Origin of the sequence: Brachybacterium sillae, from assembly GCF_025028335.1 — a bacterium.
Lineage (GTDB): Bacteria > Actinomycetota > Actinomycetes > Actinomycetales > Dermabacteraceae > Brachybacterium > Brachybacterium sillae.
Window position 1 is genome coordinate 1,420,148 of record NZ_JAFEUW010000001.1, and the last position, 25,372, is coordinate 1,445,519.

General features: G+C 71.5%; 22 protein-coding genes and 4 pseudogenes. 9 read left to right on the top strand and 17 right to left on the bottom strand.

Annotation, left to right across the window (positions count from 1 at the left end; all coding sequences use genetic code 11):
- Positions 1 to 27: 27 nt before the first annotated feature.
- Positions 28 to 192, bottom strand: a pseudogene (locus JSY14_RS12540) (helix-turn-helix domain-containing protein); the annotation flags it as partial.
- 166 nt (positions 193 to 358) lie between these two features.
- On the opposite strand from JSY14_RS12540, the gene JSY14_RS06505 reads away from it, so the two are divergent.
- The gene (locus JSY14_RS06505) at positions 359 to 1,738 is read left to right on the top strand and encodes an IS1380 family transposase (protein WP_259557962.1); all 1,380 of its coding nucleotides are present in this window, start codon (positions 359 to 361) and stop codon (positions 1,736 to 1,738) included.
- Between the two features lie 149 nt (positions 1,739 to 1,887).
- On the opposite strand, the gene JSY14_RS06510 is transcribed toward JSY14_RS06505, so the two are convergent.
- Positions 1,888 to 3,060, bottom strand: coding sequence for a Gfo/Idh/MocA family protein (locus JSY14_RS06510; protein WP_259557963.1), 1,173 nt, complete (start codon positions 3,058 to 3,060; stop codon positions 1,888 to 1,890).
- A 91-nt stretch (positions 3,061 to 3,151) separates the two neighbouring features.
- Positions 3,152 to 5,068, bottom strand: a complete 1,917-nt coding sequence (locus tag JSY14_RS06515) for a glycoside hydrolase family 35 protein (protein WP_259557964.1) — start codon at positions 5,066 to 5,068, stop codon at positions 3,152 to 3,154.
- 381 nt (positions 5,069 to 5,449) lie between these two features.
- Here JSY14_RS06515 and JSY14_RS06520 point away from each other — a divergent pair, with 381 nt between their 5' ends.
- From JSY14_RS06520 to JSY14_RS06535, 4 genes are all read left to right on the top strand, one after another.
- Positions 5,450 to 6,982, top strand: coding sequence for an MmgE/PrpD family protein (locus JSY14_RS06520; RefSeq protein WP_259559595.1), 1,533 nt, complete (start codon positions 5,450 to 5,452; stop codon positions 6,980 to 6,982).
- Complete coding sequence (gene prpB, locus JSY14_RS06525) at positions 6,982 to 7,938, top strand: methylisocitrate lyase (protein ID WP_259557965.1); 957 nt, start codon at positions 6,982 to 6,984, stop codon at positions 7,936 to 7,938. Before JSY14_RS06520 ends, prpB begins: the two co-directional genes overlap by 1 nt.
- The gene (locus JSY14_RS06530) at positions 7,935 to 9,032 is read left to right on the top strand and encodes an oxidoreductase (RefSeq protein ID WP_259557966.1); all 1,098 of its coding nucleotides are present in this window, start codon (positions 7,935 to 7,937) and stop codon (positions 9,030 to 9,032) included. Before prpB ends, JSY14_RS06530 begins: the two co-directional genes overlap by 4 nt.
- Positions 9,033 to 9,121: 89 nt before the next feature.
- Positions 9,122 to 10,318, top strand: coding sequence for a bifunctional 2-methylcitrate synthase/citrate synthase (locus tag JSY14_RS06535; protein WP_259557967.1), 1,197 nt, complete (start codon positions 9,122 to 9,124; stop codon positions 10,316 to 10,318).
- A 24-nt stretch (positions 10,319 to 10,342) separates the two neighbouring features.
- Here JSY14_RS06535 and JSY14_RS06540 read toward each other — a convergent pair whose 3' ends face one another.
- The 8 genes and pseudogenes from JSY14_RS06540 to cmtR all read right to left on the bottom strand — a co-directional run bounded on the left by JSY14_RS06540 (position 10,343) and on the right by cmtR (position 15,738).
- Positions 10,343 to 10,594, bottom strand: a complete 252-nt coding sequence (locus JSY14_RS06540) for a hypothetical protein (RefSeq protein ID WP_259557968.1) — start codon at positions 10,592 to 10,594, stop codon at positions 10,343 to 10,345.
- 58 nt (positions 10,595 to 10,652) lie between these two features.
- Positions 10,653 to 11,186 (bottom strand): MFS transporter, encoded by a 534-nt coding sequence (locus JSY14_RS06545; RefSeq protein WP_259557969.1) that lies wholly within the window; start codon positions 11,184 to 11,186, stop codon positions 10,653 to 10,655.
- 95 nt (positions 11,187 to 11,281) lie between these two features.
- A protein-coding gene (locus tag JSY14_RS06550) for an IS3 family transposase (protein WP_259557970.1) occupies positions 11,282 to 12,432 on the bottom strand; the annotation gives its coding sequence in 2 pieces (ribosomal slippage) (positions 11,282 to 12,162 and positions 12,162 to 12,432; 1,152 coding nt in all).
- 75 nt (positions 12,433 to 12,507) lie between these two features.
- Positions 12,508 to 13,038, bottom strand: a complete 531-nt coding sequence (locus JSY14_RS06555) for a patatin-like phospholipase family protein (protein WP_259557971.1) — start codon at positions 13,036 to 13,038, stop codon at positions 12,508 to 12,510.
- 151 nt (positions 13,039 to 13,189) lie between these two features.
- Positions 13,190 to 13,321: pseudogene (locus JSY14_RS06560) on the bottom strand (AAA family ATPase); the annotation flags it as partial.
- Positions 13,316 to 13,411, bottom strand: a pseudogene (locus JSY14_RS06565) (cadmium resistance transporter); the annotation flags it as partial. The pseudogenes JSY14_RS06560 and JSY14_RS06565, both read right to left, overlap by 6 nt.
- A 66-nt stretch (positions 13,412 to 13,477) precedes the next feature.
- Complete coding sequence (locus JSY14_RS06570; RefSeq protein WP_259557972.1) at positions 13,478 to 15,382, bottom strand: heavy metal translocating P-type ATPase; 1,905 nt, start codon at positions 15,380 to 15,382, stop codon at positions 13,478 to 13,480.
- Positions 15,379 to 15,738, bottom strand: a complete 360-nt coding sequence (cmtR, locus tag JSY14_RS06575; RefSeq protein ID WP_060774483.1) for a Cd(II)/Pb(II)-sensing metalloregulatory transcriptional regulator CmtR — start codon at positions 15,736 to 15,738, stop codon at positions 15,379 to 15,381. Before cmtR ends, JSY14_RS06570 begins: the two co-directional genes overlap by 4 nt.
- Positions 15,739 to 15,816: 78 nt before the next feature.
- Between cmtR and JSY14_RS06580 the strand changes: the two genes are divergently transcribed.
- Both JSY14_RS06580 and JSY14_RS06585 read left to right on the top strand, forming a co-directional pair.
- A complete protein-coding gene (locus JSY14_RS06580; RefSeq protein ID WP_259557973.1) occupies positions 15,817 to 16,191 on the top strand; it encodes an ArsR/SmtB family transcription factor in 375 nt (124 codons plus the stop codon).
- Entirely contained in the window at positions 16,191 to 17,102 is a 912-nt protein-coding gene (locus JSY14_RS06585; RefSeq protein WP_259557974.1) for a cation diffusion facilitator family transporter, read from the top strand. Before JSY14_RS06580 ends, JSY14_RS06585 begins: the two co-directional genes overlap by 1 nt.
- A 475-nt stretch (positions 17,103 to 17,577) precedes the next feature.
- On the opposite strand, the gene merA is transcribed toward JSY14_RS06585, so the two are convergent.
- Positions 17,578 to 19,026, bottom strand: coding sequence for a mercury(II) reductase (merA, locus tag JSY14_RS06590; RefSeq protein ID WP_432803614.1), 1,449 nt, complete (start codon positions 19,024 to 19,026; stop codon positions 17,578 to 17,580).
- Between the two features lie 71 nt (positions 19,027 to 19,097).
- Between merA and JSY14_RS06595 the strand changes: the two genes are divergently transcribed.
- Both JSY14_RS06595 and JSY14_RS06600 read left to right on the top strand, forming a co-directional pair.
- Entirely contained in the window at positions 19,098 to 19,487 is a 390-nt protein-coding gene (locus JSY14_RS06595) for a heavy metal-responsive transcriptional regulator (protein ID WP_259557976.1), read from the top strand.
- 109 nt (positions 19,488 to 19,596) lie between these two features.
- A complete protein-coding gene (locus JSY14_RS06600) occupies positions 19,597 to 20,073 on the top strand; it encodes a hypothetical protein (RefSeq protein ID WP_259557977.1) in 477 nt (158 codons plus the stop codon).
- Positions 20,074 to 20,140: 67 nt separating this feature from the next.
- Here JSY14_RS06600 and JSY14_RS06605 read toward each other — a convergent pair whose 3' ends face one another.
- The 5 genes and pseudogenes from JSY14_RS06605 to JSY14_RS06625 all read right to left on the bottom strand — a co-directional run bounded on the left by JSY14_RS06605 (position 20,141) and on the right by JSY14_RS06625 (position 25,244).
- Positions 20,141 to 20,944: an isocitrate lyase/PEP mutase family protein gene (locus JSY14_RS06605; protein WP_259557978.1), complete on the bottom strand. Its 804-nt coding sequence runs from the start codon at positions 20,942 to 20,944 to the stop codon at positions 20,141 to 20,143.
- Between the two features lie 23 nt (positions 20,945 to 20,967).
- Positions 20,968 to 21,462 (bottom strand): annotated as a pseudogene (locus tag JSY14_RS06610) (IS5 family transposase); the annotation flags it as partial.
- Positions 21,463 to 21,623: 161 nt separating this feature from the next.
- Positions 21,624 to 22,577 carry a WcbI family polysaccharide biosynthesis putative acetyltransferase gene (locus JSY14_RS06615; protein WP_259557979.1) on the bottom strand — a complete coding sequence of 318 codons (954 nt, stop codon included), beginning with the start codon at positions 22,575 to 22,577 and terminating at the stop codon, positions 21,624 to 21,626.
- A gap of 178 nt (positions 22,578 to 22,755) precedes the next feature.
- Positions 22,756 to 24,135, bottom strand: a complete 1,380-nt coding sequence (locus tag JSY14_RS06620) for a glycosyltransferase (RefSeq protein WP_259557980.1) — start codon at positions 24,133 to 24,135, stop codon at positions 22,756 to 22,758.
- Positions 24,132 to 25,244, bottom strand: a complete 1,113-nt coding sequence (locus tag JSY14_RS06625) for a glycosyltransferase family protein (protein ID WP_259557981.1) — start codon at positions 25,242 to 25,244, stop codon at positions 24,132 to 24,134. Before JSY14_RS06625 ends, JSY14_RS06620 begins: the two co-directional genes overlap by 4 nt.
- Between the last annotated feature and the right edge of the window lie 128 nt (positions 25,245 to 25,372).

The following is a 25,372-nucleotide window of genomic DNA, read 5'->3' on the forward strand; positions in this document are numbered from 1 at the left end:
TCGACGGCCCGACCGCCGTGATGTCAGCACACCAGACGCCACAAGAGAGCGGACCTCCCGTGAGACCGTGGACACGGGCATCCCGATCTGGCGCGCGACGTCGGACGCAGAGAGCGGCACTTGGGAGCGGTGCAACTCACGCAGCACCTGCTCCTGGAGCTCGGAGCGAAAGAACGGAACGGTCTGCGGCATGCTATGAGTCTATTGCTCACTTCGTGAGCAATGCCACCGGGCCTCAGCCTGGATCCGCCGGCCGGGTGAGTGCGGGAGGTGAGTCGTAACAGCCGGATGCTCCTGTGACCAGCGAGAATGGGACTGGCGAAGGTTCCAAACCCGTTGAGCAACAGGAGCACCGGTAGTGCGAGTCTCCCACAATTTCTCTGCCGAGTTCGATGACGACAACCTGATCGCGGCCGCGGGGTTGGTGCCGGTGATGTTGCTGGCCGAGTCCGCCGGCCTGTCGGATCTCGTCGAGGAGTTCGTCACGGTGGCTGGTAGTGCCGGGGCGAACGCGGCGGTGAAGGTGCCGGCGCTGGTCGCGGGGATGGTCGCCGGGGCGGACAGCATCAGCGACATGGACCTGCTGCGCCACGGCGGGATGGGCCGGGCGTTCACCGCCCGCCGGGCGCCGACGACGTTGGGCACCCACCTTCGCGGTTACACGTTCGGGCACGTGCGCCAGCTGGATGCGATCAACTCCCGGCTGCTGATCGCGCTGACCGCGCGGGTGCCGGGACTGGTGCGCGGCGCTGAGGGGATGGCCTACCTGGATATCGACGACACCATCCGGCAGACCCACGGGTACGCCAAGCAGGGCGCGGGGTATGGCTACAACAAGGTCAAAGGGCTCAACGCGCTGGTGGCCACGGTGTCCACGCCACTGGCGGCGCCAGTGATCGCCGCCATCCGGCTGCGCAAGGGGTCGGTGAAGTCACCGCGCGGGGCTCACCGGATGATCGCCGAGGCCATGGCCACCGCCCGCAAGGCCGGGGCCGGCGGGCAGATCACCGGGCGGGCCGACTCCGCGTTCTACCAGCACGACGTCATCGCCGCATTGCGCCGGACCGGGGCCTACTTCTCCATCACCGCCAGGATGGACGCGGGCGTGGTCGCCGCCATCTCCCAGATCCCGGAGGAGGCCTGGGTGGGGATCAAGTACCCGGAGTCGATCTGGGACGAAGCCGAGCAGCGGTGGATCTCCGATGCGGAAGTCGCCGAGATCCCCTACACCGCCTTCACCTCCCGGAAGAAGGCCGACCACGTCACCGCCCGGCTGATCGTGCGCCGGGTCAAGCGGCTCAACCCCGCCACCGCCACCGGCGAGCAGGACGGGCTGTTCACCGCCTACCGCTACCACGCGGTCTTCACCGACTCACCGCTGTCGATGCTCGAGGCAGAGGCCGCCCACCGCGACCACGCCATCATCGAACAGGTCATCGCGGACCTGAAGAACGGGCCGCTGGCGCACTGCCCCTCCGGGGTCTTCACCGCCAACAGCGCCTGGGCCGTGCTCGCGGCGATCGCGTTCAACCTCACCCGGGCCGCCGGCGTGCTCGCCTCGAAGTTCCACGCCCGAGCCAGGACCGCCACGATCCGCGCTCACCTCATCGCCGTGCCGGCCAGGATCGCCAACCGCGCCCGTTCCTGGCTGCTCCACCTTCCACGCAACTGGCCCTGGCAACCCGACTGGGAAACGCTATTCGACGCCGCCAGCAGTCCACGACCAAGAGCGGCTTGACCGCCAGCCCCTGTCCCGACGAGAAGGAACCCGAAGTGGGAAAGCCGGGCAGACCGGCAGACCTTTCACGCCCTTCTCCGAAGCGCCTACTCAGCCCGCGCCCGAAACGCCTTCACGACGCCACGAAAACCGGCTCGGCGGATCCAGGCTCAGGCCTGACCATTCTCGAAGTACTCTCGCACGTCCTGCGGGAGGGCTGGCACATCGCGCGGTTCCCCGCCGCGACAGATCGACTCCGCACCGAGGATGCCGGTCGCCACGGCCTCGCGGGCCGCCACCGCGGAGACATCCGTGGCACCGCCGTCGCGTGCGAAGCGCACGAACTCCGCGACCAGGTTCGGGTCGGCGCCGCCGTGGCCGCCATCGCCGCGGGAGATCACCTCGACCTGGTCCGGCTGGCCGGGGCCGCCGTGGCGCGAGGTCCACAGGTGGATCTGGCCGCCGCCGCTGTCGGACATGTTCTCCAGACGACCGGCGTCCCCGATCACCGTGTAGTTGCGCCAGTAGTCGGGGGTGAAGTGGCACTGCTGGTAGGAGGCCAGAACACCGTTGTCGAGGGTCATGGAGATCATGGAGATGTCCTCGACGTCGATCACCGGGTTCAGTTCCTTCTGCGCGGTGGGTGGCCAGTTGTCGTCGCTGTACCAGTCCCACATGCGGCGGTCGGAGTTATCGCGCCGGTCGGTGATGTCCCTGTACACGGCGAGGTTGCCGATGCCCTGCACCCGGCGGGTGTAACCGCCGGCGAGCCAGTGGATCACATCGATGTCATGGGCGCCCTTCTGCAGCAGCAGACTGGTGGCTCGCTCCCGCTCGGCGTGCCAATCCTTGAAGTAGAAGTCTCCACCGGCGCCCACGAAGTGACGGCACCAAATCGCGCGTACCCGACAGATACGGCCCTCGTCGATCAGCGCTTTCATCTGCCGCACCACCGGCATGTGCCGCATGTTGTGGCCGATGTACAACCGCGCCCGCTTCTCCTTGGCCATACCGAGCATCGCGTCGGCGTCCTCCAGGTGGATCGCCATCGGCTTCTCGCAGAAGGTCGGGAGTCCGGCGCCGAGGGTCTGCAGCGCGATCGACGCATGCGCGTCGTCGGGGGGCAGCACCATCGCGGCATCGACCTGGCCGCTGGCCAGCAGATCCTCCACTGAATCGACACACACGACGTCCTCACCGTAGAGCCGGCGGGCGTCCTCCTTCGCCCGCTCGGACGGGTCCGCGACCACCGTGACGCGGGATCCCTCGCCGGGGTGATGGGCGTGGCGGGCGAGGCCGCCGCGCGCGCCGTGGCCGATGACGCCGATAGGCAGGTCGGACATGGGAGGGCTGCCTTTCTCGTGGCCGGTCAGGAGGGCAGGTCGATGGGGCTGAGGAGCGTCCGGCTGCTCTGGCGGAACGCCGCGCTGTCGATCAGTCGAGGACCGGCCCGCCGACCAGCGCGAGCCGGGGGGAGCTCTCCTCCATCTCCAGCAGCAGCACCTGGTTGCGCCCGGGATGCAGGACGGGGGCCGGGATGTAGAGCGTCCGTTGCGGCCCGACGGACCAGTAGCGCCCCAGACAGAACCCGTTCACCCAGGCCACGCCGCGGCCCGCCCCCGACATGTCGAGATGCGCATCCGCCGGGTCGTCGACGGTGAAGGAAGCGCCGACGAGAAGCGGCAGGGTCAGGTCGGGGCCGTCGGCCGGGCCGTCGGCGACCATGGGGTCGGGGCCGTCGGCCCGCATCGAGGCGTCGTCCTCCAGCAGCGCCGTGAGTTGCGGCGCCATCCCCGGCAGGCGCCAACAGTGCGTCTCCCAGTCGTTCAAGTAGCGCACGCGATGCCACACGCCCCCGCAGATCCCCTTCGCATCACCCAGGTGGGGACCGAAGTTCACGCGGGCCAGGGATTCGACCAGGATCTCCACGGTGACCTCGGCACGCCGCGCGCCGTCCGGCAGCACCACAGGGGCGAGCGGGGTGAGGTCGATGCGGGCCGGGTCCTCGTGACCGTGGCCGACGGCGCCAGCGAGGTAGCCGTCCACGTACACCTGCGCGAGATCGCGCAGGCCGTACAACCGCAGCGGGTCCAGGACCAGCTCCCCGTCGCGCTCGGCCGCCTCGATCTCCACGCGGCGACGCAGCAGCTGCAGGCCGCGGTCCAGATCAGCCTCTTCGAAGGACGGCGGGACGGGATGCACCGGACCGGGTGCTGTCCAGAGAGAGGTGCGTCGCAGCGGCACCCGTCGTTCCACCGTCACCTCCCCGGCGGGGAGAGCGGCGGGGTGTTCGGTGAGACCCAACTGCTGCAGGTGCTCCGCCAGCGGCGGCAGGTCGCGGTGGCGAGAGATGACCTCCCGGAACGCGTGGAACTTGGGGGTGAGGGTGCCGTCCTCGGCGATCGGGGCGTCGTAGTCGTAGCTGGTGGTGGTGGGCTGGAGGACGCCGTCATGGTTGGCGCCGGCCCACAGCGCGAAGTTCGAGCCCCCATGGGCCATGTAGAAGTTCACGCTCATCCCCCGGGAGAGCATGGTCTCCAGCTCCGCGGCGGCGGAGTCGGCGGAGCGTGTGTGGTGCTCCTCCCCCCAGTGGTCGAACCAGCCGTTCCAGAACTCCATGCACATCTGCGGCTGATCGGGCAGCTCCTGCGCCGCCATCTCCAGCACCTGTTCAGTGCGGGATCCGAAGTTGAGGGTCGCGAGCGCCCCCTCCACGGTGCCTCCGCTCAGCCACATGCGGGCCGGGCCATCACTGGTGACCAGCAGCTCCGTGATTCCGCGGCGGCGCAGACCGTCGCGCACATGCTCGAGGTACTGGGTGTCGTCACCGTAGCTGCCGTACTCGTTCTCCACCTGCACCATCACCACCGGTCCGCCGTGGCAGGCCTGGCGCGCGGCGATGATGGGGATGAGCTGGTCGAACCAGGCGTCGACCGGGTCCAGCCAGCGCGGGTCCCGGGAGCGCAGGTGCATGCCACGGTCGGCCAGCACCCAGGCGGAGATGCCGCCGGCCTCCCACTCCGCGCAGATGTACGGGCCGGGTCGGACGATGACATCGAGGCCCTCCTCCCCCGCCAGGTCGAGGAAACGCCCGAGATCCGCTATTCCGTCGAAGGTCGTCACCCCACGCTGCGGCTGGTGGAGGTTCCATGCCACGTACGTCTCGACGGAGTCGCAGCCCATCGCCACAAGACGCCGCAGGCGGTCCCTCCACAGTTCGGGATGCACACGGAAGTAGTGCAGTGCTCCGGAGATGATCACGTGGGGCTGCCCGTCGCGGAGGAAACGCTCGGGGGTGGGGACCAGGCGAGCTGCGAGCTGCGGGGATGCGGCGGCGGGGGACGTCGGCATGACGCCGATCCTTTCACGCAGCCCGGTGGCACACGGGTCCGGGTCCCACGGGTCCGGGTCCCACGGGTCCGGGTCCCACAGGTCCGGCGCGACCGGACAGGTGTCCTGCGGGCGGTCCTCACGAATGGCGGACACGGGGTGTCCGCCATTCGTGAGCTGCGCAAGACACCCACCCGTCTCCTCGCCCTGGCCGCACGCCCCGCCCTCACCCGCCAGCGCCTGGCCTCCGCCCTCACCCGCCAGCGCCTGGCCTCCGCCCTCACCCGCCAGCGCCTGGCCTCCGCTCTCCCCGCCAGAACGAGCTGGGCCCCACCGCCTAGAGTGGCTCCGACAGCGCCGTCACCCACCGGTCACGGCGACCACCCCGCTCGAAGGTGCCCGATGAAGCAGCACGAGGTCCGCGTCCACCCGTCCGCCGATCACCTGCCCCGCCAGGAGCAGCTGGCCTGGCGCCTCGCGGAGGTCGCGACCGACCCGGTCGCCGTGGAGCCCGCGGTCGCCGAGATGATCGGCAACCGGATCATCGACAACGCCGCCGTGGCGCTGGCCTCCCTCACCCGCGCGCCGATCGTCTCCGCCCGCGCCCAGGCCCTCGCGCACACCGTGCCGACGGGACCGACCGCCTCCGGTGGACGCGGCGCCGGGGTGATGGGCACCCCGTGGCGCACCTCCCCGGAGTGGGCGGCATGGGCCAACGGGGTGGCGGTGCGTGAGCTCGACTTCCACGACACCTTCCTGGCCGCCGAGTACTCCCACCCGGGGGACAACATCCCGCCGATCCTCGCCGTCGCCCAGCACGTCGGCTGCTCCGGCGCCGACCTGGTACGCGGTCTCGCCACCGGGTACGAGATCCAGGTGGATCTGGTGCGGGCGATCTCCCTGCACCGCCACAAGATCGACCACGTCGCCCATCTGGGGCCGTCGGCCGCGGCCGGGATCGGCACCCTGCTGGGTCTGGACGAGGAGACGATCTTCCAGGCGATCGGGCAGGCCCTGCACACCACCACCGCCACCCGGCAGTCCCGCAAGGGCGAGATCTCCACCTGGAAGGCCCACGCCCCCGCCTTCGCCGGGAAGATGGCGGTGGAGGCGGTGGACCGGGCGATGCGCGGCCAGACCTCCCCGGTGCCGATCTACGAGGGCGAGGACGGTGTCATCGCGTGGCTGCTCGACGGCCCCGAGGCCCGCTACCAGGTGCCGCTGCCGGAGCGCGGGGAACCCAAGCGGGCCATCCTCGACACGTACACCAAGGAGCATTCCGCCGAATACCAGGCGCAGGCGTGGATCGACCTCGCCCGTCGTCTGCACCGCGAGCGCCCGGAGGTCACCGACCCGGCGAACGTCTCCTCGATCCTGCTGCGCACCAGCCACCACACCCACCACGTGATCGGCTCCGGGGCGAACGACCCGCAGAAGTACGATCCGCAGGCCTCGCGCGAGACCCTCGACCACTCGATCCCGTACATCGTGGCGGTGGCGCTGCAGGACGGCACCTGGCATCACGTCGACTCCTACACCCCGCAGCGGGCGCAGCGGCCCGACACGGTGGAGCTGTGGCAGCGCATCAGCACCGTCGAGGACCCGGAGTGGACCCGCCGCTACCACTCGGACGACCTCGCCGAGAAGGCCTTCGGCGGCGCCCTCGAGATCACCCTCACCAGCGGGGAGGTGATCCGCGACGAGATCGCCGTGGCCGATGCCCACCCGCTGGGCGCCCGCCCCTTCGCCCGTCCGCAGTACGAGCAGAAGCTGCGCACCCTCGCCCAGGGGATCGTGGAGGACGCGGAGATCGACCGGTTCCTGACGGCCGTCGTCGAGCTGGAGCAACTGCCCGCCGGGGAACTCGACCGGCTCACGGTGCGGGCCGCCGACGGCGTCGTCGATCTGACCGCCTCCCCGAAGGGCCTGTTCTGATGCTGCACACCACCCGCACCCCCACCGAGAAGCGCCTCGCCCTGCGCGAGGGCCTCACCTCCGGCACCCTGCAACGGTTCCCCGGGGCGTTCACGCCGCTGTCGGCGCCGCTGATCCAGGAACTCGGCTTCGAGGGCGTGTACATCTCTGGCGCGGTGATGGCCGCTGAGCTGGGACTGCCGGACGTCGGCCTCACCACGCTGACGGAGGTCACGCGCCGCGGCGCGGAGATCTCCCGGATGACGGATCTTCCGACCCTGATCGACGCCGACACCGGGTTCGGGGAGCCGATGAACGTGGCCCGCACGGTGCAGCTGCTGGAGGACGCCGGGGTCTCCGGCCTGCACCTGGAGGACCAGGTGAACCCCAAACGCTGCGGCCACCTCGACGGCAAGGAGGTCGTGGGGCTGGACGTGGCGGTGCAGCGGATCGCCGCGGCGGTCGCAGCCCGCCGCGACCCGGAGCTGCTGATCATGGCCCGCACCGATGTGCGTGGGGTGGAGGGCCTGCCGGCGGTCGCCGACCGCGCCCGCGCCCTGGTCGATGCCGGCGCCGATGCGATCTTCCCGGAGGCCCTGCGCACCCTCGAGGAGTTCGCCGCGGTCCGTGAGGCCGTGGACGTGCCGATCCTCGCGAACATGACGGAGTTCGGGAAGTCGCCGCTGTTCACCCACGAGCAGCTGGCCTCCGTCGGTGTGAACCTGGTGATCCACCCCGTCTCCCTGCTGCGCATCGCCTTCGGGGCGATGGAGCGGGAACTGCGGGAGCTCGCCGCCCACGGCACCCTGGAACCGGCGGTGGAGCGGATGCAGACCCGCGCACGCCTCTACGCACTGAACGACTACGCCTCCTACACCCGCTTCGACCAGCACCTGGTGGATTTCGAGGTGCCCGGTGCCGCTGCATCGGCGGCAGGTGCGACCGATGACGAGAGCGACGAGGAGGGGGCTCGATGACCGGCCTGTTCGACCCGATCGCCCTGGGACCGCTGACGGTCCGCAACCGGGCGTGGGTCTCCCCCATGTGCCAGTACTCCTGTGAGGGGGCCGATGGCCTCGTCGGTGACTGGCATCGGGAGACCCTCACGTCCTTCGCCCGCGGCGGCGCCGGACTGGTGATGACCGAGGCCACCGCGGTGGTGCCGGAGGGACGCATCTCCCCCTGGTGTGCCGGGCTGTGGTCGGACGATCACGTGGAGGCGTGGGCACCGATCGCCGAGCGGATCCGGGAGCTCGGGGCTGTGGCCGCGGTGCAGCTGGGGCATGCCGGCCGGAAGGCCTCCACGGATCGGCCGTGGGCCGGGGGCGGACCGGTGGGCGCACCCCTCGGCTGGTCGACCGTCGGCCCTTCCGCCCTGCCCTTCGGGGAGCTGCCCGCCCCACGTGCCCTGACCACCGAGGAGGTCGAGGGCCTGCCGCCGGCGTTCGCCCGGGCGGCGGAGCGCGCCCGCGACGCCGGATTCCAGACCGTGGAGCTGCACGCCGCCCACGGCTACCTGCTGCACCAGTTCCTCTCGCCCTTGTCGAACGACCGTGATGACCGCTGGGCCGATGGCACCACCCTGCTGGAGGCGATCATCCGTGCGATCACGACCGCGGTGCCCGACCTGCCGGTGATGGTGAGGCTCTCGGCCACGGACTGGGTCGACGGGGGTGTGACCCTCGAGCGCACGCTGGCCACGGTGCGGCGCACCCACGCCGCCGGGGCGGTGTGGTTCGACATCTCCAGCGGTGGTCTGGATCCGCGCCAGCAGATCACCCTCGGCCCCGCCTATCAGACGCCTTTCGCGCAGGCCGTGCGGGAGGCGTTGCCGCAGGACGGGAGCGTGGGGGTGAATGCGGTGGGTCTGATCGACACCCCGCAGCGGGCCGACGCCGTGATCCGGGAGGGCCGGGCCGATGCCGTGATGCTCGCCCGCCCCTGGCAGCGCAACCCGCACTGGGCACTGGAGGCGGAACGGGTGCTCTCCACCCGGGAGCATCCCGTCGACCCCGGGTTGTGGCCGCGGCAGCTGGTGCGTGGCCGGCACGTGTCCGCCGACCCCTCCTGACCCCGGCCCCCGCTGGATTCCCACCGCACTCCCGCCGCATCCCCGCCCGCCGCCGTCGACCCGACCCCTCCGCTGCGAAGGAGCACCTCATGAGCACCCCCTCCGCCTCCCCCGAGCCCGAGATCCGCCGCGGCCTGAACGGCGTGGTCGCCGACACCACCGCGATCTCGACGGTCTCCACCGCCACGAACACCCTGCTGTACCGGGGCTACCCGGTGCAGGAGCTTGCGGAGTCGACACCGTTCGAGGCCGTCGCGGACCTGCTGTGGACCGGGGACCTGCCTGACGCGGACCGGCTCGCGGAGATCCAGCGCCAGGAGCGCAGCCTCCGCGGCCTCTCGGAGACCGTGCAGGGCGTGCTCGATGCCCTGCCCGCCGACACCCACCCGATGGACGCGGTCCGCACCGCCGTGTCGGTGCTCGGCGCGCTGGAGCCGTCGGCGGAGGACATCTCCCCGGAGGCGGAACTGCGCAAGGCCCGGGAACTGTTCGCCCAGCTCCCGGCGATCGTCGCCTACGAGCAGCGGCGCCGCTGGGACGTGCGCGGGGAGCTCGAGGCGCACGACCCGCAGGGCGTCGGCCGACTGGTGCCGCCACGCGACGACCTCGACTACTGCCAGAACTTCCTGTGGATGACGTTCGGGGAGACCGCCCCGGCACCGGTGGTCGATGCGTTCCGGGTGTCGATGGTGCTGTATGCGGAGCACTCCTTCAACGCCTCCACCTTCACCGCCCGGGTGATCGCCTCGACGCTGTCGGATCTGCACTCCGCGGTGGTCGGTGCGATCGGCGCCCTGAAGGGCCCGCTCCACGGCGGCGCCAACGAGGCGGTGATGCACACCTTCGACGAGATCGGTCTGCGGGAGGACGAGAGCCGCGAGGAGGCCTTCGCCCGGGCCGAGGCCTGGCTGACCGACGCCCTGGCCCGCAAGCAGAAGATCATGGGCTTCGGGCACCGCGTCTACAAGAACGGCGACTCCCGGGTGCCGACGATGCACGCCGCCCTGGAGCGGATGATCGCGCACTACGAGCGGCCGGAGATCCTCGGGCTGTACGACGGCCTGCGCGAGGCGATGGGCCGGGCCAAGGGGATCCACCCCAACCTCGACTACCCGGCGGGCCCCACGTACCACCTGATGGGTTTCGACACCGAGATGTTCACGCCCCTGTTCATCGCCAGCCGTGTCACCGGATGGACCGCGCATGTGCGGGAGCAGCACGCCCACAACGCACTCATCCGCCCGCTCTCGGCGTACGACGGCGTGGAGGAGCGGCACCTGCCCTGACGCCGGGGCGGGCGGTGCCCGTCGTCAGTCGCGGTTCTCCTGCAGCTTCCCCTTCGGGATCGCGAGGGCCGCGAGCGCGGCGAGCACCAGGAACACGACGGTCAGGCCGATGGCGTAGAACGCGGCCTCCCGCAGGGCGACATTGTCGGTGCGCCCCTGCATGAACGGGTCCAGCCACCCGGTGGGGTTCTCGATCAGCGCGGTGAACAGCGCCAGCGAGGTGGCGGCACCGATCGCCCCACCCCGGGGACGACGCCATCTTGTAGATGCCGGCACCGGCTCCGGCCTGCGCGGCCGGGAGGCTCGCCAGGGCGCCGTCGATGGAGGGCGTGGCCTACAGGGCCAGGCCGAGGCCGAAGAGGCTGTACGCGATGATCGCGAGGATCACGTAGGTGCCGACCATGACGTGGGTCATCATCAGCATCACCGTGGCGACCATGACGATCAGCGGGCCCCAGATCATCGGCTTGCGCGGCCCGACGCGCTGCAGCAGCTTCTCCCCGACGCGGATGAAACCGATGACGAACACCGCGTAACCGAGGCTCATGAGACCGGCGTCCATCGCGGTGTAGCGGGAGCCGTCGGGCCGGTGACCGGCGAGCTGGACCAACTGCTGGGACACCAGCAGCATGCCGACGGTCGCGTTCATCAGGAAGTTCGACACCACCGCACCGGTGAAGGTGGGGTTGCGGAACAGTCCGAGCGCGATGAACGGTTGCCGTTGGCGCCTCTCGACGATCACGAACCCGACGCCGGTGACCAGCGCGACGGCGACCAGGGCGAGCACCACCGGGTCCGCCCACCCGAGGTCGGAGCCGAACAGCAGCACGATCATCAGGGCGAGGGTGGCGATGATGAACAGCACCAACCCCCGAGATCGAACTTCCGCGTCAGATCCGGCACCCGCACCGCGGCGATGTCGCGGCGGATCGGGCGGGACGTGGCGGGAGTGAGCCGCCCCCTTCATTCGGTCCGGACGTTCTGTGAGTCGTCGGTTTCCATTTGATGGGTGCACTGCCGAGCGTACTCGGCTGGGGTTAGGTAGCCGAGCGAGGAGTGCCGGCGGTGGTGGTTGTACTCGTCCTTCCAGTCGCCGATGATGACCTGTGCGTGCAGCAGCGAGTAGAAGCTGTTGATGTTGAGGCACTCGTCGCGGATCCGGCTGTTGAACGACTCGACGTACCCGTTGCGCCACGGCGAGCCCGGAGGGATGTAGGACAGGCCGGTGCGGGTGCCGGCCCAGTCGGCCATCGCCTCGCTGATGAACTCCGGCCCGTTGTCCGACCTGAGCACCGCCGGGGCGCCCCGGGCGGCGACGAGGTCCTCGAGGTGGGCGGTGAGTCGGTCGGCGGTAATCGAGCGCTCCACGAGGCCGCCGATGCACTCCCGGGTGTGTTCGTCGACGATCGAGCAGATCTTGATCAATCGTCCGTGCTCGTCGGCGTCGAACTGGAAGTCCACCGCCCACACCACGTTCGGCGCGTCCGCCGTCGGCGCGTCGACGGTCGAGGACCCGACGCGCTTGCGTCGACGCCGCTGCGGGACCCGGAGCCCTTCGTCACGCCACAGGCGTTGGATCTTCTTGTGGTTCACCACCCACCCCTCGGCGCGGGCGTCGTGATACGCCCGCCGATACCCGTAGCGGGGATGGTCCTTCGCCCAGGCGCGCAGCCACTCCCTGAGCGCCCGATCCGGGTCCGTGACCGTGTCGCCCTTGAGCGGTCGCCGGTACGCGCAGCGGCTCAGCCCGACCAGACGGCACGCCATCCGTTCGCTCACCCGCACCTTGCGCTTGAGGTGATCGACGGCGGCGCGGCGCCTGTCCGGGCTTAGAAGTTTCCCTCAGCCAGCTCCTTGAGCGCGGCCTTCTCCAGCTCCGCTTCCGCGAGCAGACGCTTCAGGGTCGCGTTCTGCTTCTCCAGCTCCTTCAGGCGCTTTGCGTCGTCGGCCTTGAGGTCGTCGTACTGGTTCCGCCACCGGTAGTACGTCTGCTCGGACACCGCCAGCTCCCGGCACACCGCCGCGACGTCCTGACCATCGGTGAGCATCCTGTCGGCCTGCCCGAGCTTACGGACGACCTGCTCGGGGGTGTGACGCTTCCTGCTGTTCGTCATGATCTGACCAGTCTCCCTGCCCGCGACCGCGGGCAACAGGACGACTCTCATAACGACTGGACCTACGAAACGGGGTCAGCCCAATACCGTCGGGACGGCGCAGCTGGCCGCGACCGCATCGACGAGGTCGACGCGGTCGGTGGCGTCGAACACGCGCACCTCACCGGTGCGGGCGTTCGTTGCCGGGATCTTCAGGGCCTGCTCCGGCCACGTGTGCACGGGGAGGCGTTGTTCGATGACGGCGCGACGCACGGGCTCGGCGACCGTCCTGGCCCGCAGGGCGAGCGCCCCGACCTTGACCAGGGCCGTGCGCTCGTCCCGGTGTCCTCGCCCGGCGCGGAAGAGTCGCAGCATGTTGAGCGGCCCGACCTTGCCGGGGATCTCCTGGACCGCCCCCTCGATCTGCATCGTGAACAGGTCGTCGAGTGAGGTGGGGCCCGCGACCTGGGCAGCCACGGCTGAGCCAGCCGACGTGCCCACGATGAGGTCGGCCGAGCGCAGCGTGATGCCGTGCCGCTCCAAGCCGAGGAGGATCCCCGTCTCCCAGGCGATGCCGGCCAGGCCACCGCCGCCGAGAACGAGGGCTCTGTCGTGGGTCGTCGTCATGCGGTCACTCTAGGGCGTGTCCCCCTTATGTGCGTAGCCAGGTGAGGATGGCGAAGACGGTCGTTTGTGGCGGGCGTCCGGGATGCGACGGGGCAGCGTGTGTGACTTCGTCTGCTGAATGGCGGGGTTCTTCGGTCGCTTCGTGGCGGGGTCAGGTGACACCGATGACCAGGGTGCTCTGTGCGGCTTCGATGACGTCGTTGGTGATGGTGTCGAGTTCGTTGATCTTCAGGACCCGCTGGATCTGGGGGAAGAGGCGTTCGAGGAGCCGGAAGTTGCCGCGGGCGTAGAAGAGGGACAGGACGATGATGTCGTCGATGTTCGTGGCCACGAACAGACCGATCGCCTGCAGGATCGGGGTGAGCAGTTCCATCGGTGCCTTTCAGGGCGCGCCGGACCGCCGGCGGTGGGTCAGTGGGGCCGCGTTGGTCCGCGGGGGTCAGTGTCCGCGCGTGGGCTGGTGGGTGCGTGCGGCGCGCAGGCCGTTGAGGATGACCAGGACCTCGGCGACTTCGTGGATGAGTACGACGGCGGCCAGGCCCAGGACGCCGGTGATGGCCAGGGGTGGCAGCGCGGCGATGATGAGCAGTGACAGGACGATGTTCTGGTTGACGATGCGCCGTCCGCGTCGGGCGTGGGCGATGGCCTGGGGCAGCAGGCGCAGGTCCTGGCCGGTGAAGGCGATGTCGGCGGACTCGATCGCGGCGTCGGAGCCGGTGGCTCCCATCGCGATCCCGACGTCGGCCGCGGCCAGGGCGGGGGCGTCGTTGATGCCGTCACCGATCATCGCGGTGGGCCGGCGCACGCTGAGCTCGCCCACGGCGGCGGACTTGCCTTCGGGGCGCAGCTCGGCGCGCACGTCGCTGATGCCGGCCTGGGCCGCGAGGGCGCGGGCGGTGCGCTCGTTGTCTCCGGTCAGCATCGTGACGTCGATGCCCTGGCCCGCCAGGGTCGTGATGACCTCGGGGACCTCGGGACGGAGCTCGTCACGCACCCCGATCGCCCCGGCGACCGCGCCGTCGCGGTGGACGACGACGACCGTCATCCCCTGGGCCTCCAGGTCACGGACCCGGTAGGTGAGGTCGCCGGGGTCGACCCAGCGGGGGCTGCCGACCAGCACTACGGCGCCGTCGACGGTGCCGTGGATTCCGTGGCCGGCTTCCTCGGTGGTGCCCTGGGCGGCGGGGATTGTAGGGGCGGCGTGGGTGACGGCGGTGGCGAGGGGGTGGGTGCTGTGCTGCTCGAGCGCGGCGGCCCAGGCCAGGACCTGTTGCTCGGTGACGTCGGCGGCGGGGACGACGGCGGTGACGGTGGGCTGGTTGCGGGTCAGGGTCCCGGTCTTGTCGAAGGCGACGTGCCCGATGTCCCCGAATCGTTCGAAGATGGCACCGCTCTTGATGATGACGCCGAACTTGCTGGCCGAGCCGACCGCGGAGACCACGGTGATCGGCACCGCGATCGCCAGCGCACACGGGGAGGCGGCCACGAGCACCACCAGGGCGCGGGTGATCCAGGTCTGCGGGTCACCGGCGAGTGAGCCGATGAGCGCGACCAGCACGGCCAGGACCAGGACGCCGGGCACGAGCGGACGGGCGATGCGGTCGGCCAGCCGGGCGCGTTGCCCCTTCTCGGCCTGGGCGCGTTCGACCAGGCTCACGATCGTGGTCAGGGAGTTGTCGGTGCCGGGCGCGGTCGCCTCGACCTGCAGGGCTCCGGCGGCGTTGATCGCCCCGGCAGACACCTCATCACCGGGGCCGACCTCGACGGGGATGGACTCACCGGTGATCGCCGAGGTGTCCACGCTGCTGTGCCCGCTGCGGACGATGCCGTCGGTGGCGATGCGCTCACCGGGCCTGATCAGCATGACCTGCCCCGCGGCCAGGTCACGGGCCGGGACGCTCGCGCTATGGCCGTCGGTGAGGACGGTGGCGCTCTGGGGCACGAGCTTGAGCAGCGCGCGCAGCCCGGCACGCGCCCGCTCCATCGCCCGGTCCTCCAAGGCCTCGGCGATGGAGTAGAGGAAGGCCAGGGCCGCGGCCTCCTCCACGTGGCCGAGGATGACCGCGCCGGTGGCGCTCATCGTCATGAGGAGCGCGATGCCGAGCTTGCCCGTGGCGAGCTTGCGCAGCGCACCGGGGACGAACGTGGAGGCCCCGAGCAGCAGACCGACCCAGAACAGCACCAGCGCCGCGCTCTGGGCGCCGGACCACTCACAGGCCAGCCCGGCGACGAACGCGACCCCCGAGGCGATGGGGATCAGGACGGCGCGGTCAGCCCACCACGGGGTCTCGTGCTCGTCGTCGGTCTCGAGCTCCTCGACGGGGGTGTGGGTGGTCGCCCTCATGCCACGGTCCCGCTCGGGCAGCAGCCGGGCACCGTGCAGGTGGCATCCACGCACGGGGCGTTCTCATCGACGGCCAGCGTCACCTCGACCAGCGCGGTCATCGCCGCCCCCAGGTGGGGGTCGGCGATCTCGTACCGCGTCTGGCGCCCCTCGGGCTCGGCCACGACGATGCCGCAGTCCCGCAGGCAGGTGAGGTGGTTCGACACGTTCGACCGGGTCAGGCCTAGGTCGCGGGCGAGTACCGCCGGGTAGCTCGGGCCCTCGAGGAGTGTCATGAGGATGCGGGAGCGGGTCGGGTCGGCCATCGCCCGGCCCAGCCGGTTCATCACGTCCAGCCGCGAAGCAATAGTCAGCATGCGCTGACCATACAGAACCTGCTGACCTCTCGTGTGTGGCTCCCGCTACTGATATCTGCATAGGTGTATGATCGTGGCATGAGTGTGACGCCGTTGGATTCGTGTCAGGTCACCGCCGTCCATCCGGAGAAGGTGGCGCTGACCCGGGAGAGGATCCCCGACGAGGGCGAGGCCGGCAGGTTGGCCGGGCTGTTCAAGCTCCTGGGGGACCCGCGCCGTGCCCGGGTGCTGTATGCGTTGCTGGAGGCCGGCGAGCTGTGCGTGTGTGACCTGGCGGCGTCGGTCGATGTCGCGGAGGCGTCGGTGTCCCAGGTGCTGCGGGTGCTGCGTACCGCTGGGGTGGTCGAGAACCGCCGGGAGGGGCGGATGGTGTACTACCGCCTCGCTGACGGGCATGTGCGGATGCTGCTGGACGTCTCCCGTGAGCACGCCCGCCACGAGGGGCAGGGCTGATGGGGGCGGGACACAGCCATGCCCCGGCGACCGGGCATGCCGGTGGCCGCTACCGTCGGCGGCTGGCGGGGGCGTTCGCCCTGACGGCGGGCTTCTTCCTGATCGAGCTGGTCGCGGGGCTGGTGTCGGGGTCGTTGGCGCTGCTGTCGGATGCCGGGCACATGGCTGCCGATGTGGTCGTGCTGGGTGCGGCGCTGCTGGCGACGCGCATCGCGAGCCGGCCGGACTCCACGGGGCGACGCACCTATGGCTCCTACCGGGCCGAGGTGTTCGCCTCGGCGTTGGCGGTGCTGGCGATGCTCGCGGTCGGGGTGTACGTGGTGGTCGAGGCCATCAGCCGGCTGGGCGACGCGCCGGAGGTGGCCTCCGGCGCCATGCTCGCGGTCGGCTTCGCCGGCCTGGTGATCAACATCATCTCCATGCTGCTGCTGCGCAGCGGGGCCAAGGACAGCCTGAACGTCAAGGGCGCCTACTACGAGGTGATCGCCGACGCCGCCGGGTCGGTGGGTGCCATGGTCGCCGGCGTGCTGATCATCCTCACCGGCCAGCCGATCTGGGACGTCGTGGTCGCGGCGCTCATCGCGGTCTTCGTCATCATCCGGGCGGTGGTTCTGGGCAGGCAGGTGATCGCGGTGCTGGGCCAGCACGCCCCGGAAGGGGTGGACCCGGAGGACGTCGCCGGTGACCTGGGCGCGGTCGAGGGGGTGGAGGAGGTCCACGACCTGCACCTGTGGACCCTGACGTCGGGGATGAACGTGGCCACGGCCCACCTGGTCGCTGACCAGGGCGCGGACCACGGCGCCGTGCTTGCCGGCGCGCGCCGGGTGCTGCGCGACCGTTACGGTATCGCCCATGCCACCTTGCAGGTGGAGGGCGCCGGCAGCGACGGCTGTCACGACCTGAGCTGGTAGCACTCGGCACGGAAGCCCGCTCGCGAGAGCCGCACATGCTTGAGCAACGTCTTAGGAGCGCGCGATGACCGCGAAGCACGGCAAGGGCCCCGGGCCGGACGAGGGCCAGCGGCCGGCCCGGCGCGGGGTGGTGCTCACCCTGCTGGGATCGGTCTGGTCGCCGCGGCTTACGTGGTGACGATCGTGGTCATGGTGGTGCGGTGACGCGGCCCAAACGGACCGCGGCCTCATGGCGGCGCCGCAAGGCGGTCATCGCGTCGTCCAGTGCTGTCCTCGTCGGGTCGAGCACGTAGAGGTCGTGAAGACGTCCAGATATAGGCCTGGGACGGGAGTTCTTGCATCGACTGAACTCCCCGGTGGTTGCAGGTCCGATACGCAGGGGTGCCAGTAAGTAGGGCTGATCGGCGCCCATTTTCTTGTCTCGCGCCCCGGGGCGAGGCGGTCCCCTATCGGTGTCCCTGTGTGCGGGGCAGGTTCACGCCGCGCAGCAGGAGAGCTTGGCGATGTCGGTGGTGAAGGCCTGCGCGGTGAGCTTGAGGCCTTCGGCCATGGTCAGGTAGGGGCTCCAGAGGTTGGCGACCTGGCTGGTGGTCATGCCGGCCTCGAGCATGTAGACCCCGGCGGCGGCGAGGTCGCCGGCGTCCTGGGCCAGGGCGGTAATGCCGATGATGCGGCCGGTGTCGGCGTCGGTGACCATCTTGATGAACCCGCGGGTGTCGCGGTTGACGATCGCGCGTGGGACGTGCGCGAGTGACAGGACACGGCTGTCGTAGCGGATCCCGGCAGCGGAGGCCTGCCGTTCGGTCATCCCGACGGCGGCCAGGGCGGGGCTGGTGAACACGACCCGGGGCAGGTGGCGGTAGTCGACCTCGAGGCCGGCGCCGGTGAGGGCGTTGTCGGCGACGAGGGCGCCGTGGGCCGCGGCGACGTACACGAACTGACGGTGGGCGGTGACGTCACCGGCAGCCCAGACGCGCGGGTTGGTGCTGCGCAGATGGCTGTCGACGACCACCTCGCCGTGGTCGCCGGTGCGCACGTCGACGGTGTCGAGACCGAGCGTGGCGGTGACCGGGCGGCGCCCGGTGGCGACGAGTACCTCGGCCGCCCGGACTTCCTGTGAGCCGTCAGTGGTGGTGGCAGTGACCGTGACCTCGCCGGTGGCCGGGTCGCGGCGGACCGCGCTGGGCACCGCGCCGCGGATGATCTGGATGCCTTCGTCCGTGAAGATCTCATCCAGGGCGGTGGACGCCTCGGGTTCTTCCTGGGACGCCAGCCGTGAGCGGACCAGCATGGTGACCCGGACGCCGAGCCGAGCGAAGAGCTGGGCCTGCTCCATCGCGACGTAGCCGCCGCCGATGACCAGCAGCGACTCCGGGACGTGGTCCAGTTCCATCGCGGTGGTCGAGGTCAGGTAACCGGCCTCCTGCAGGCCGGGGACCGGCGGCGCCCAGGGCCTGGAGCCGGTGGCGATGAGGTAGTGTGCGGCCCGGACCGTCTCCACCGTGCCGTCAGGGCCGGTGACGCGCAGTGCCGGCTCGCTGGGTGTGCCGACGAACGTGGCGTCCCCGGGGTGGAGATCCCATCCGTACTCGGTGGCCAGGTCCAGGTACTTCTCGCCACGCAGTGACCCGACGAGCCGATCCTTGCCGGCGATCAAGGCGGGCATGTCGACCGGCCGGACTTCGGGGAGCGGCAGGCCGGGGAACCGGGAGGCGTCGAGTGTGACGTGGCGGGCCTCGGCGGTCGCGAGCAAGGCCTTGGAGGGCACGCACCCGGTGTTCACGCAGGTACCGCCGACGGTGCCACGCTCGATCATCACCACCCGTCTGCCGAGGTTGGTGGCGCGGATCGCGGCCGCGAACGCCGCCCCACCGGACCCGATCATTGCCAGGTCATACGACCTGCTGTTAGCCGTTGCCGTCATGAACTCCTCCTTCATCGCCCTCAGGATCGACCTTCCAGTGCACTGGAAGGTCAAGGGGGAGAATGAGTGGCATGCGGATCGGTGAGGTGGCTCGGGCGTCGGGCACGACGAGCAAGACCCTGCGGTACTACGAGGAGGTCGGGCTGCTACCCGCCGCGGACCGCACCCCGGTGGGCTACCGGGACTACGGCGCCGAGGTGCTCGACCGGCTGGACTTCATCCGCCGGGGGCAAGCGGCCGGGCTGACCCTGGCCCAGATCGGTCAGGTGCTGGACATCCGCGACCGGGGGCAGGCCCCCTGCCGGCACGTCACCGACCTGCTCGACACCCGCCTTGATGTGATCGACCGGCAACTCGCCGAGCTCGCGCAGCTACGCACCACGATCGCCGACCTGCGCGAGGACGCCGCCGCCGGCGACCCGGCCACGTGCTCCCCCGAGGATGTCTGCCGCTACCTGTGACACCGAAGTTCACGGGCCCGTGGCAGCGCATGGCGGCCCACTCTGTTGCGTTGGGGTGTTAGCTAAGAGGCCTCGCCGAGGGCAGGGCCCGCAGCTCACCGAGGAACCGGTGGCGAATGCGCCGGCGCCGGCGGCGATTCCCGCCACGAACGACGACCTGTCCGGTGCTCTCTCGTGGATCGGGGCGTACGCGAAGCAGAACAAGCACAGGCTCCCCGCCGAGGCGTACGTCTCAATCCTCGAGTCGTGCCAGGTCCTGGACGCCGTCACGGAGGCGGAGCGACGAGAGCCGTCGGGCGACGCGCGGCTGCAGTACGAGCTCGGGGCCCTTGTACGGGAGTACTTCCCTGCGGTTCTGAGGGGCTACCTCGCGATTCCGGCAGGAATGGTGGAGGTCCGCCAGTCGAACGGTCGCACCGCGAATGAAGAGCTGGTCGAGCAGCTGCACCTCCTCTCGGGGCAAGCCGAAGCTCTGCACTCCAGCCGGCACAGTCACATGTCTTCGCAGCTGGCGACGACCGGGAACTTCCTGCGGGAGAAGTTCGGGCGCCGGCAGCAGGGTGCTTTCGACTTCGGCGTCGAGTGAGTTAGAGATTCCGCGGATAGGCGCGTCGTTACTTCGTGCTCGCCGTCGCCCTGTGGGTTCGCCGAGTTTAGTTCAGCGCGCGCGTCGACTCGGGGATCACGCCGTCGGCGTAGAGGCTCTTCGCGACGTCCTGCAGCGCGGTGAGCGCCACGCGCTGGGTGGTGGGTCCGTAGGAGATGCGGGCGACGCCGAGCGCCTGGTACTCGGCCGCGCTGAGCGCTCCAGGCAGGCCGATGACGCTGACCTTGCGCTCCCCGATACCCTCGACGAGCTGTCGGGTGACGTCGGCGTCGAGCACGCCGGGGACGAAGATGAGGTCGGCGCCTGCGTCGAGGTAGGCCCGTCCGCGCTCGATCGCATCGGCAATGGACTCCTCGACGGGACGGTCGCCGCCGCGCACGATGGCGTCGGTGCGGGCGTTGAGCGCGAACGGCACGCCCTCGGCCTCACCGGCGGCGACGACGGCCTCGACGCGCGCCGTGGCTTCGCCGAGCGGCCGCAGCCGGTCCTCGATGTTCGCCCCGACGATGCCCACGCCGATGGCGCGGCGGGTGGTCTCGCCGGTGTCCTCGTAGCCGTCGTCGAGGTCCGCGGTGACGGGGATGTCACCGGCTGCTTCGACGATGCGGCCGACCATGTCCAGCGTGATGTCGAACGGGATGGTCCCGTCCGCGTAGCCGAAGGTCGCGGCGATCGAGTGGCCGGCCGTGGCGATCGCCTTGGTCTCCGGCAGGGCGAGGATCGCCTTGGCGGAGACGACGTCCCACACGTTCACCACCCGGAGGATCTCCGGGGCCGCGTGCAGGGCTGAGAGGGTGCGTGCGCGGTCGGCCGGGGACGTGGTGGGCTGGTTGGAAGGCTGCGAGGTCATGTCGGCCAGTGTAGGGCGTGTTGCTAAAGGATGGTCGCTAGCCAGTGCAGTGTCGCTGCGAGGCTGAGCCCGGCGTGATAGTTCCGGGCGTACTTGTCCGAACGCATCGCGATCCCTCGCCACTGTTTGAGCCGGTTGAAGCACCGCTCCACGACATTGCGTCCCCGGTAGCGCTGGCGCTGGTCTTCACCGAAGTCGATCGGCCGGCCCGGGCGTCTGCGCCGGTGCGTGATCTGATCGGCCCGCTCGGGGATCGTGGCCGCGATGCCATGCCGGCGCAGCCAGGCCCGGTTCGCCCTCGAGGGGTAGCCCTTGTCTGCAATCAGGCGGTCAGGCCGTGTCCGGGGCCGCCCACGGGCCCCGGCAACGCTGATCTGCTCCAGCGTGGTGGCCAGCATCGTGGTGTCCGCCACCTGCCCGCCGGTCACCACGAACGCCAGCACCCTGCCCTTGCCATCACAGACCAGATGATTCTTCGTCGTCAGACCGCCGCGGGAGCGCCCCTTCTGCGCATCTGATCCTTCTGGGCAGGCCCGCGGCCGCCAGAAGGGTCAGATGCGTCGACGATTCGCCGCCGCGGGCGCGAACAGCTGGGAGCGCGCCGTTTCCCGAACGAAAGTGGTGCGACACGCCGCCGTTTCCCGAACGAAAGCGCTCGGCGCGGCGGGGCGGGGTTGGGTCAGCCGGCGAGGCCCAGCAGCCGCAGCTGGTCGGCGTACTTGCGCAGCCCCACCTCCACGGCCTGCGGGTTCTGCGCGTACCAGTCCAGGTGGGTCTGTCGCAGCTGCTCGGCCGGGACGGTCTGACCGGCCACGGTCCAGTCCTCGGTCGGCTCGGCGTCGAGGTCGAGGGCCTCGACCACGACCGCCTCGAGGGGAGCGCGCACCCCGCCGAGGAGCACGCGGGAGGCGGGCACGGGCTGGACGGCGACGTCGCCCGGCAGGTGCTCGGCCACGCGCTCGGCCACGCGGGTCAGCACCGTGTTGGTCGGGTGGTTCACGGTGTAGAAGCCGACGCCCCGCTCCGCCGCCACGAGGTCCGCCATGGACAGCGTCCCCTTCGCCTCCTCCCGCGCCCGCAGCGCCTGCACGGAGGCGGCCGCGGCCTCGCGGATCGCCGCCGGCGCCACCTCCCGACGACGGCCCGTCGCCGCCTCGGCCAGCACGCGCAGGTCGTGGTACGGCACGACGGGCGGGTCCTCCCCCGGCCGCTCGGCCGCCCCGGGCGCGAACTTCCAGTTGCGGAGGGTGACCTGCCAGGGGAAGCGCGAGACGTCGTACACCACGGGGATCCGCACCACGGCAGCGTCCTCAGGCAGCCGGGCCACGAGCTGGTCCGTGCCGATGGGCATGCCCCGGTAGTCGTGCGGGATCGGCTGGGTGACGAGCGCCTTCACGCGCGGCAGCAGCCGCTCCAGGTGCGCGACCTCGTCCGGCTGGGCCTCGAAGGCGGGCGGCACGCGCACGCTCACCAGGTCCGCCCCGTGCAGCGGTGTGCCGGGCTCCCCGCCGAGCAGCCGCCGATACGACTCGCCCTGGCAGTTGCCCCACACCAGCAGCAGGTCGTCCTCGGGCAGGTCCTCGAGCCCGTAGAAGTGCCCGTAGTGCCGGCGTCGTCCCTCGTCCTCGTGCACGCCGGCGTCCTCTCTCCTCAGCCGTCCTCGCGCCGGATCCAGTCGACGCCCGTCTTCCCGAACCACCAGGCCAGGAACGCGGAGAGCGCCACGAAGTCCAGCTCGTCCAGCTCGCTCATCGGTCCTCCCGTGTTCCGTCCTGTCCGCGATTCTGCCAGCCCCGCGGGCACCGGCCCGCTCAGCCCCAGCCGCCCCACCACGCCTCGAGGTCCGGCACGGCGGCCACGGGCGCCCAGCCCAGCCGGGAGGCGGGCACCCGCCACACCCGCGCCGTCCCGCCCCGCCGGTGCCGCCACCGCGCCCGCGCACACGTCAGCACGGCGAGCACGTCGCGTTCGGCCCGCTCGCCCGGCTCGCCCAGCACCTCCACGCGCTCGACGCCGGCCCGTTCCAGGCGCAGCAGCCACGCGGCGACGGCGTCAGCGTCAGGCCGGGCTCCGGCCGCGGCGGGCCGCAGCGGCACGCGCACGTCCACGGACCAGTCGGGCACCGACCGCGCGGCGTCGAGGTCGCCGCGCGCCGGCGTCGGCGGCAGGTCCTCGGGTGCCGCCGCGTCGCCGTCAGGCTCGCCCAGCAGCCGCACGCGGGGGTCGCCGAGCGCGCGCGCCGCCGCCTCGTCGAGGCCGCCTACGACGCCGACCCGCGCCCCCGGCGCCGCGCACAGCACGGCGTCCACCGCCACCACGGCCGCCGCCGCGCCGTCCGCGCCCTCCGGCACCCGCACGCGCGCCTCGACCCGCAGTGGGCCGGCCAGGGACAGGCCGTAGCCGCGGGCCGTCGTCGCGGGGATGCGCGAGGCGAGCACGAGCGCCTCGCGGGCCTTCACCCGGGCGGCCTCGGCGGCGTCGCAGCGTCCGCCGAAGTCGGCGCCGGCCTGCCACGCCACCGCGCCCGGTGCGTGGCGCAGGGCCGCCCCCACGCGCCACAGCCGGTGTGCCAGCTCCCAGTCCTCCCCGCCGTAGCCCACGAAGGCGGGGTCGAAGCCGCCGGCGTCCTCGTAGACCTCGCGCGCCACCGTGAGCACGGCCGAGATGACGTACCGGTAGCCGGTGGAGTCGGCGCGACGCAGGTCGTCCGTGGCCCGGTACCCCTCGCGCATCCAGGCCGGATCGGCCAGGCGGGCGTCTGCGGGCACCTCGTGCCCGGGCCGCCAGCCGTCCGCCCAGGCCCGCTCCAGCCAGGCCTCGGCCAGGTGCCGCCGCCGGCCCACCACCGCGGCGTCCCGGGGCGCCGCGGCCACCGCTGCCAGCGCCGCGGCGAGGTACCCGGGCTCGGGGAGCATGTCCCCGTCGAGGAAGGCGAGCACGTCCCCGTCGGCCGCCTCCGCCCCGAGCGCCCGAGCCGCCGAGGCGCGGAACCCGCGGTCCGGCTGGCGCACGGTCACCACGTCGAACGGCAGGCCCGGGTCCACCCGGGGCGGGACGGGCGAGCCGTCGTCGGCCACCACGAGCTGCAGCCCCCCGGTCAGGCCGCGCTGGGCCGCGAGCGCGGCCGTGAGCCGGTCGAGGTCCGCCTGGGCCCGGTAGTAGGGCACCACCACGGAGACGGCGGCGCTCACGTCCACCTGTGCACGCGGCGGAGCACGTCGAAGAGCATCCGCGCGCAGTCCTCGGCCCCGGGCGAGAGGTCCACGCCGGGGCCCAGCCACGTGCGCTCGGGGTCCTCGACCGCTTCGGCGATCGCCTCGGCCATCGCGAAGGCCGGCGACCCGTTCGGGTGCACGAGCCGCAGGGTGCCCGGGCGCAGGCGCTCCATCTCCTCCGTGTAGCGGCCGGCGGAGGCGATGGCCCGCCGCCCCACCGAGGTCCACGCCGCCAGGGACCCGGACGCGGACACGTTGCGGTGCGCCGCGAACGGGATGCCCGCCGAGAGCAGGGCCGCGTCCGCGAACTCGTCCGGCACGAACCCGGTGACGCGGAACTCCAGGCCGCGCGCCTCGGCGTCGCGGGTCAGCTCCGCCACGAGGTCGTCATGCCCGGCGCTGACGGGTCCGAGCGCCGTCAGCCGGCGCGGCGCCCCGGAGTCCGGGCCCCACTGGCGGTGCAGTTCGGTGAGGGCCTCCAGGGCGAGGGCGTGCCCCTTGCCCGGGTAGACGAAGCCGAAGAGCACGAGGTCCCGGTCGAGGCCGGCCATGCTCTCCGGCACCACCGGCTCGGCGCGGGCGGCCGTGGCCCGGCGGTCCTCCACGGGCAGCGGGACCACGTCCGCGGCCACGTCCACCAGGCCCGCCAGCAGCGCCCGCTCGTGCTGCGAGGAGACCACGACGCCGTCCACCGCCTGGGCGAGCCGCGCGTATGCCTCGCCGCGGCGGCGGTAGCGGCCGTCGCCCTCGGCGGGCTGCGGGATGTCGTGCAGGGTGAGCGTGGTGCCCTCGGGCAGGACGTCGACGAGCAGGTCCGCGGCGGCGGTCGCGGTGGGGCCGAACAGCGCGTCCGTGACGTCCAGGTGCACGGCTGCGCCCAGCGCGCGCGCCTCCTCCAGCACGGGCACGAGGCCCCGGAACGCCGCGACGTCCTCCGCCGTGAGCAGCTCCACCTCGGCGCCCACCCGGCGGAGGGCGGCGGCGGTCTGCCGGCCATGGCGCACCACGCCGTGCTCCGGCGCGCCCACGGTCACGTACAGCACACGTCCCTGCGGCTGCGAGTCCACGTCCACGATCCTCTTCACCTGCGGCGGCGCTCCTCGACGCGGCGGCGCGTCGGAACGGACAGGATGTCGCTGCTCCGATTCTCCGATCCTGCCCTGACAGACTAGATTCCGCGACCCCCGGCCCGGGACGGGGACACGCCGCCCGC

Coding starts and splice junctions, on each gene's coding strand:
- JSY14_RS06570 (WP_259557972.1), bottom strand. CDS start 15,382: ATGAGGGCGACCACCCACACCCCCGTCGAGGAGCTCGAGACCGACGAC.
- JSY14_RS06605 (WP_259557978.1), bottom strand. CDS start 20,944: ATGACCTCGCAGCCTTCCAACCAGCCCACCACGTCCCCGGCCGACCGC.
- JSY14_RS06520 (WP_259559595.1), top strand. CDS start 5,450: ATGAAGCAGCACGAGGTCCGCGTCCACCCGTCCGCCGATCACCTGCCC.
- JSY14_RS06555 (WP_259557971.1), bottom strand. CDS start 13,038: ATGACGACGACCCACGACAGAGCCCTCGTTCTCGGCGGCGGTGGCCTG.
- JSY14_RS06585 (WP_259557974.1), top strand. CDS start 16,191: ATGGGGGCGGGACACAGCCATGCCCCGGCGACCGGGCATGCCGGTGGC.
- prpB (WP_259557965.1), top strand. CDS start 6,982: ATGCTGCACACCACCCGCACCCCCACCGAGAAGCGCCTCGCCCTGCGC.
- JSY14_RS06595 (WP_259557976.1), top strand. CDS start 19,098: ATGCGGATCGGTGAGGTGGCTCGGGCGTCGGGCACGACGAGCAAGACC.
- merA (WP_432803614.1), bottom strand. CDS start 19,026: ATGACGGCAACGGCTAACAGCAGGTCGTATGACCTGGCAATGATCGGG.
- cmtR (WP_060774483.1), bottom strand. CDS start 15,738: ATGCTGACTATTGCTTCGCGGCTGGACGTGATGAACCGGCTGGGCCGG.
- JSY14_RS06535 (WP_259557967.1), top strand. CDS start 9,122: ATGAGCACCCCCTCCGCCTCCCCCGAGCCCGAGATCCGCCGCGGCCTG.
- JSY14_RS06510 (WP_259557963.1), bottom strand. CDS start 3,060: ATGTCCGACCTGCCTATCGGCGTCATCGGCCACGGCGCGCGCGGCGGC.
- JSY14_RS06515 (WP_259557964.1), bottom strand. CDS start 5,068: ATGCCGACGTCCCCCGCCGCCGCATCCCCGCAGCTCGCAGCTCGCCTG.
- JSY14_RS06580 (WP_259557973.1), top strand. CDS start 15,817: ATGAGTGTGACGCCGTTGGATTCGTGTCAGGTCACCGCCGTCCATCCG.
- JSY14_RS06530 (WP_259557966.1), top strand. CDS start 7,935: ATGACCGGCCTGTTCGACCCGATCGCCCTGGGACCGCTGACGGTCCGC.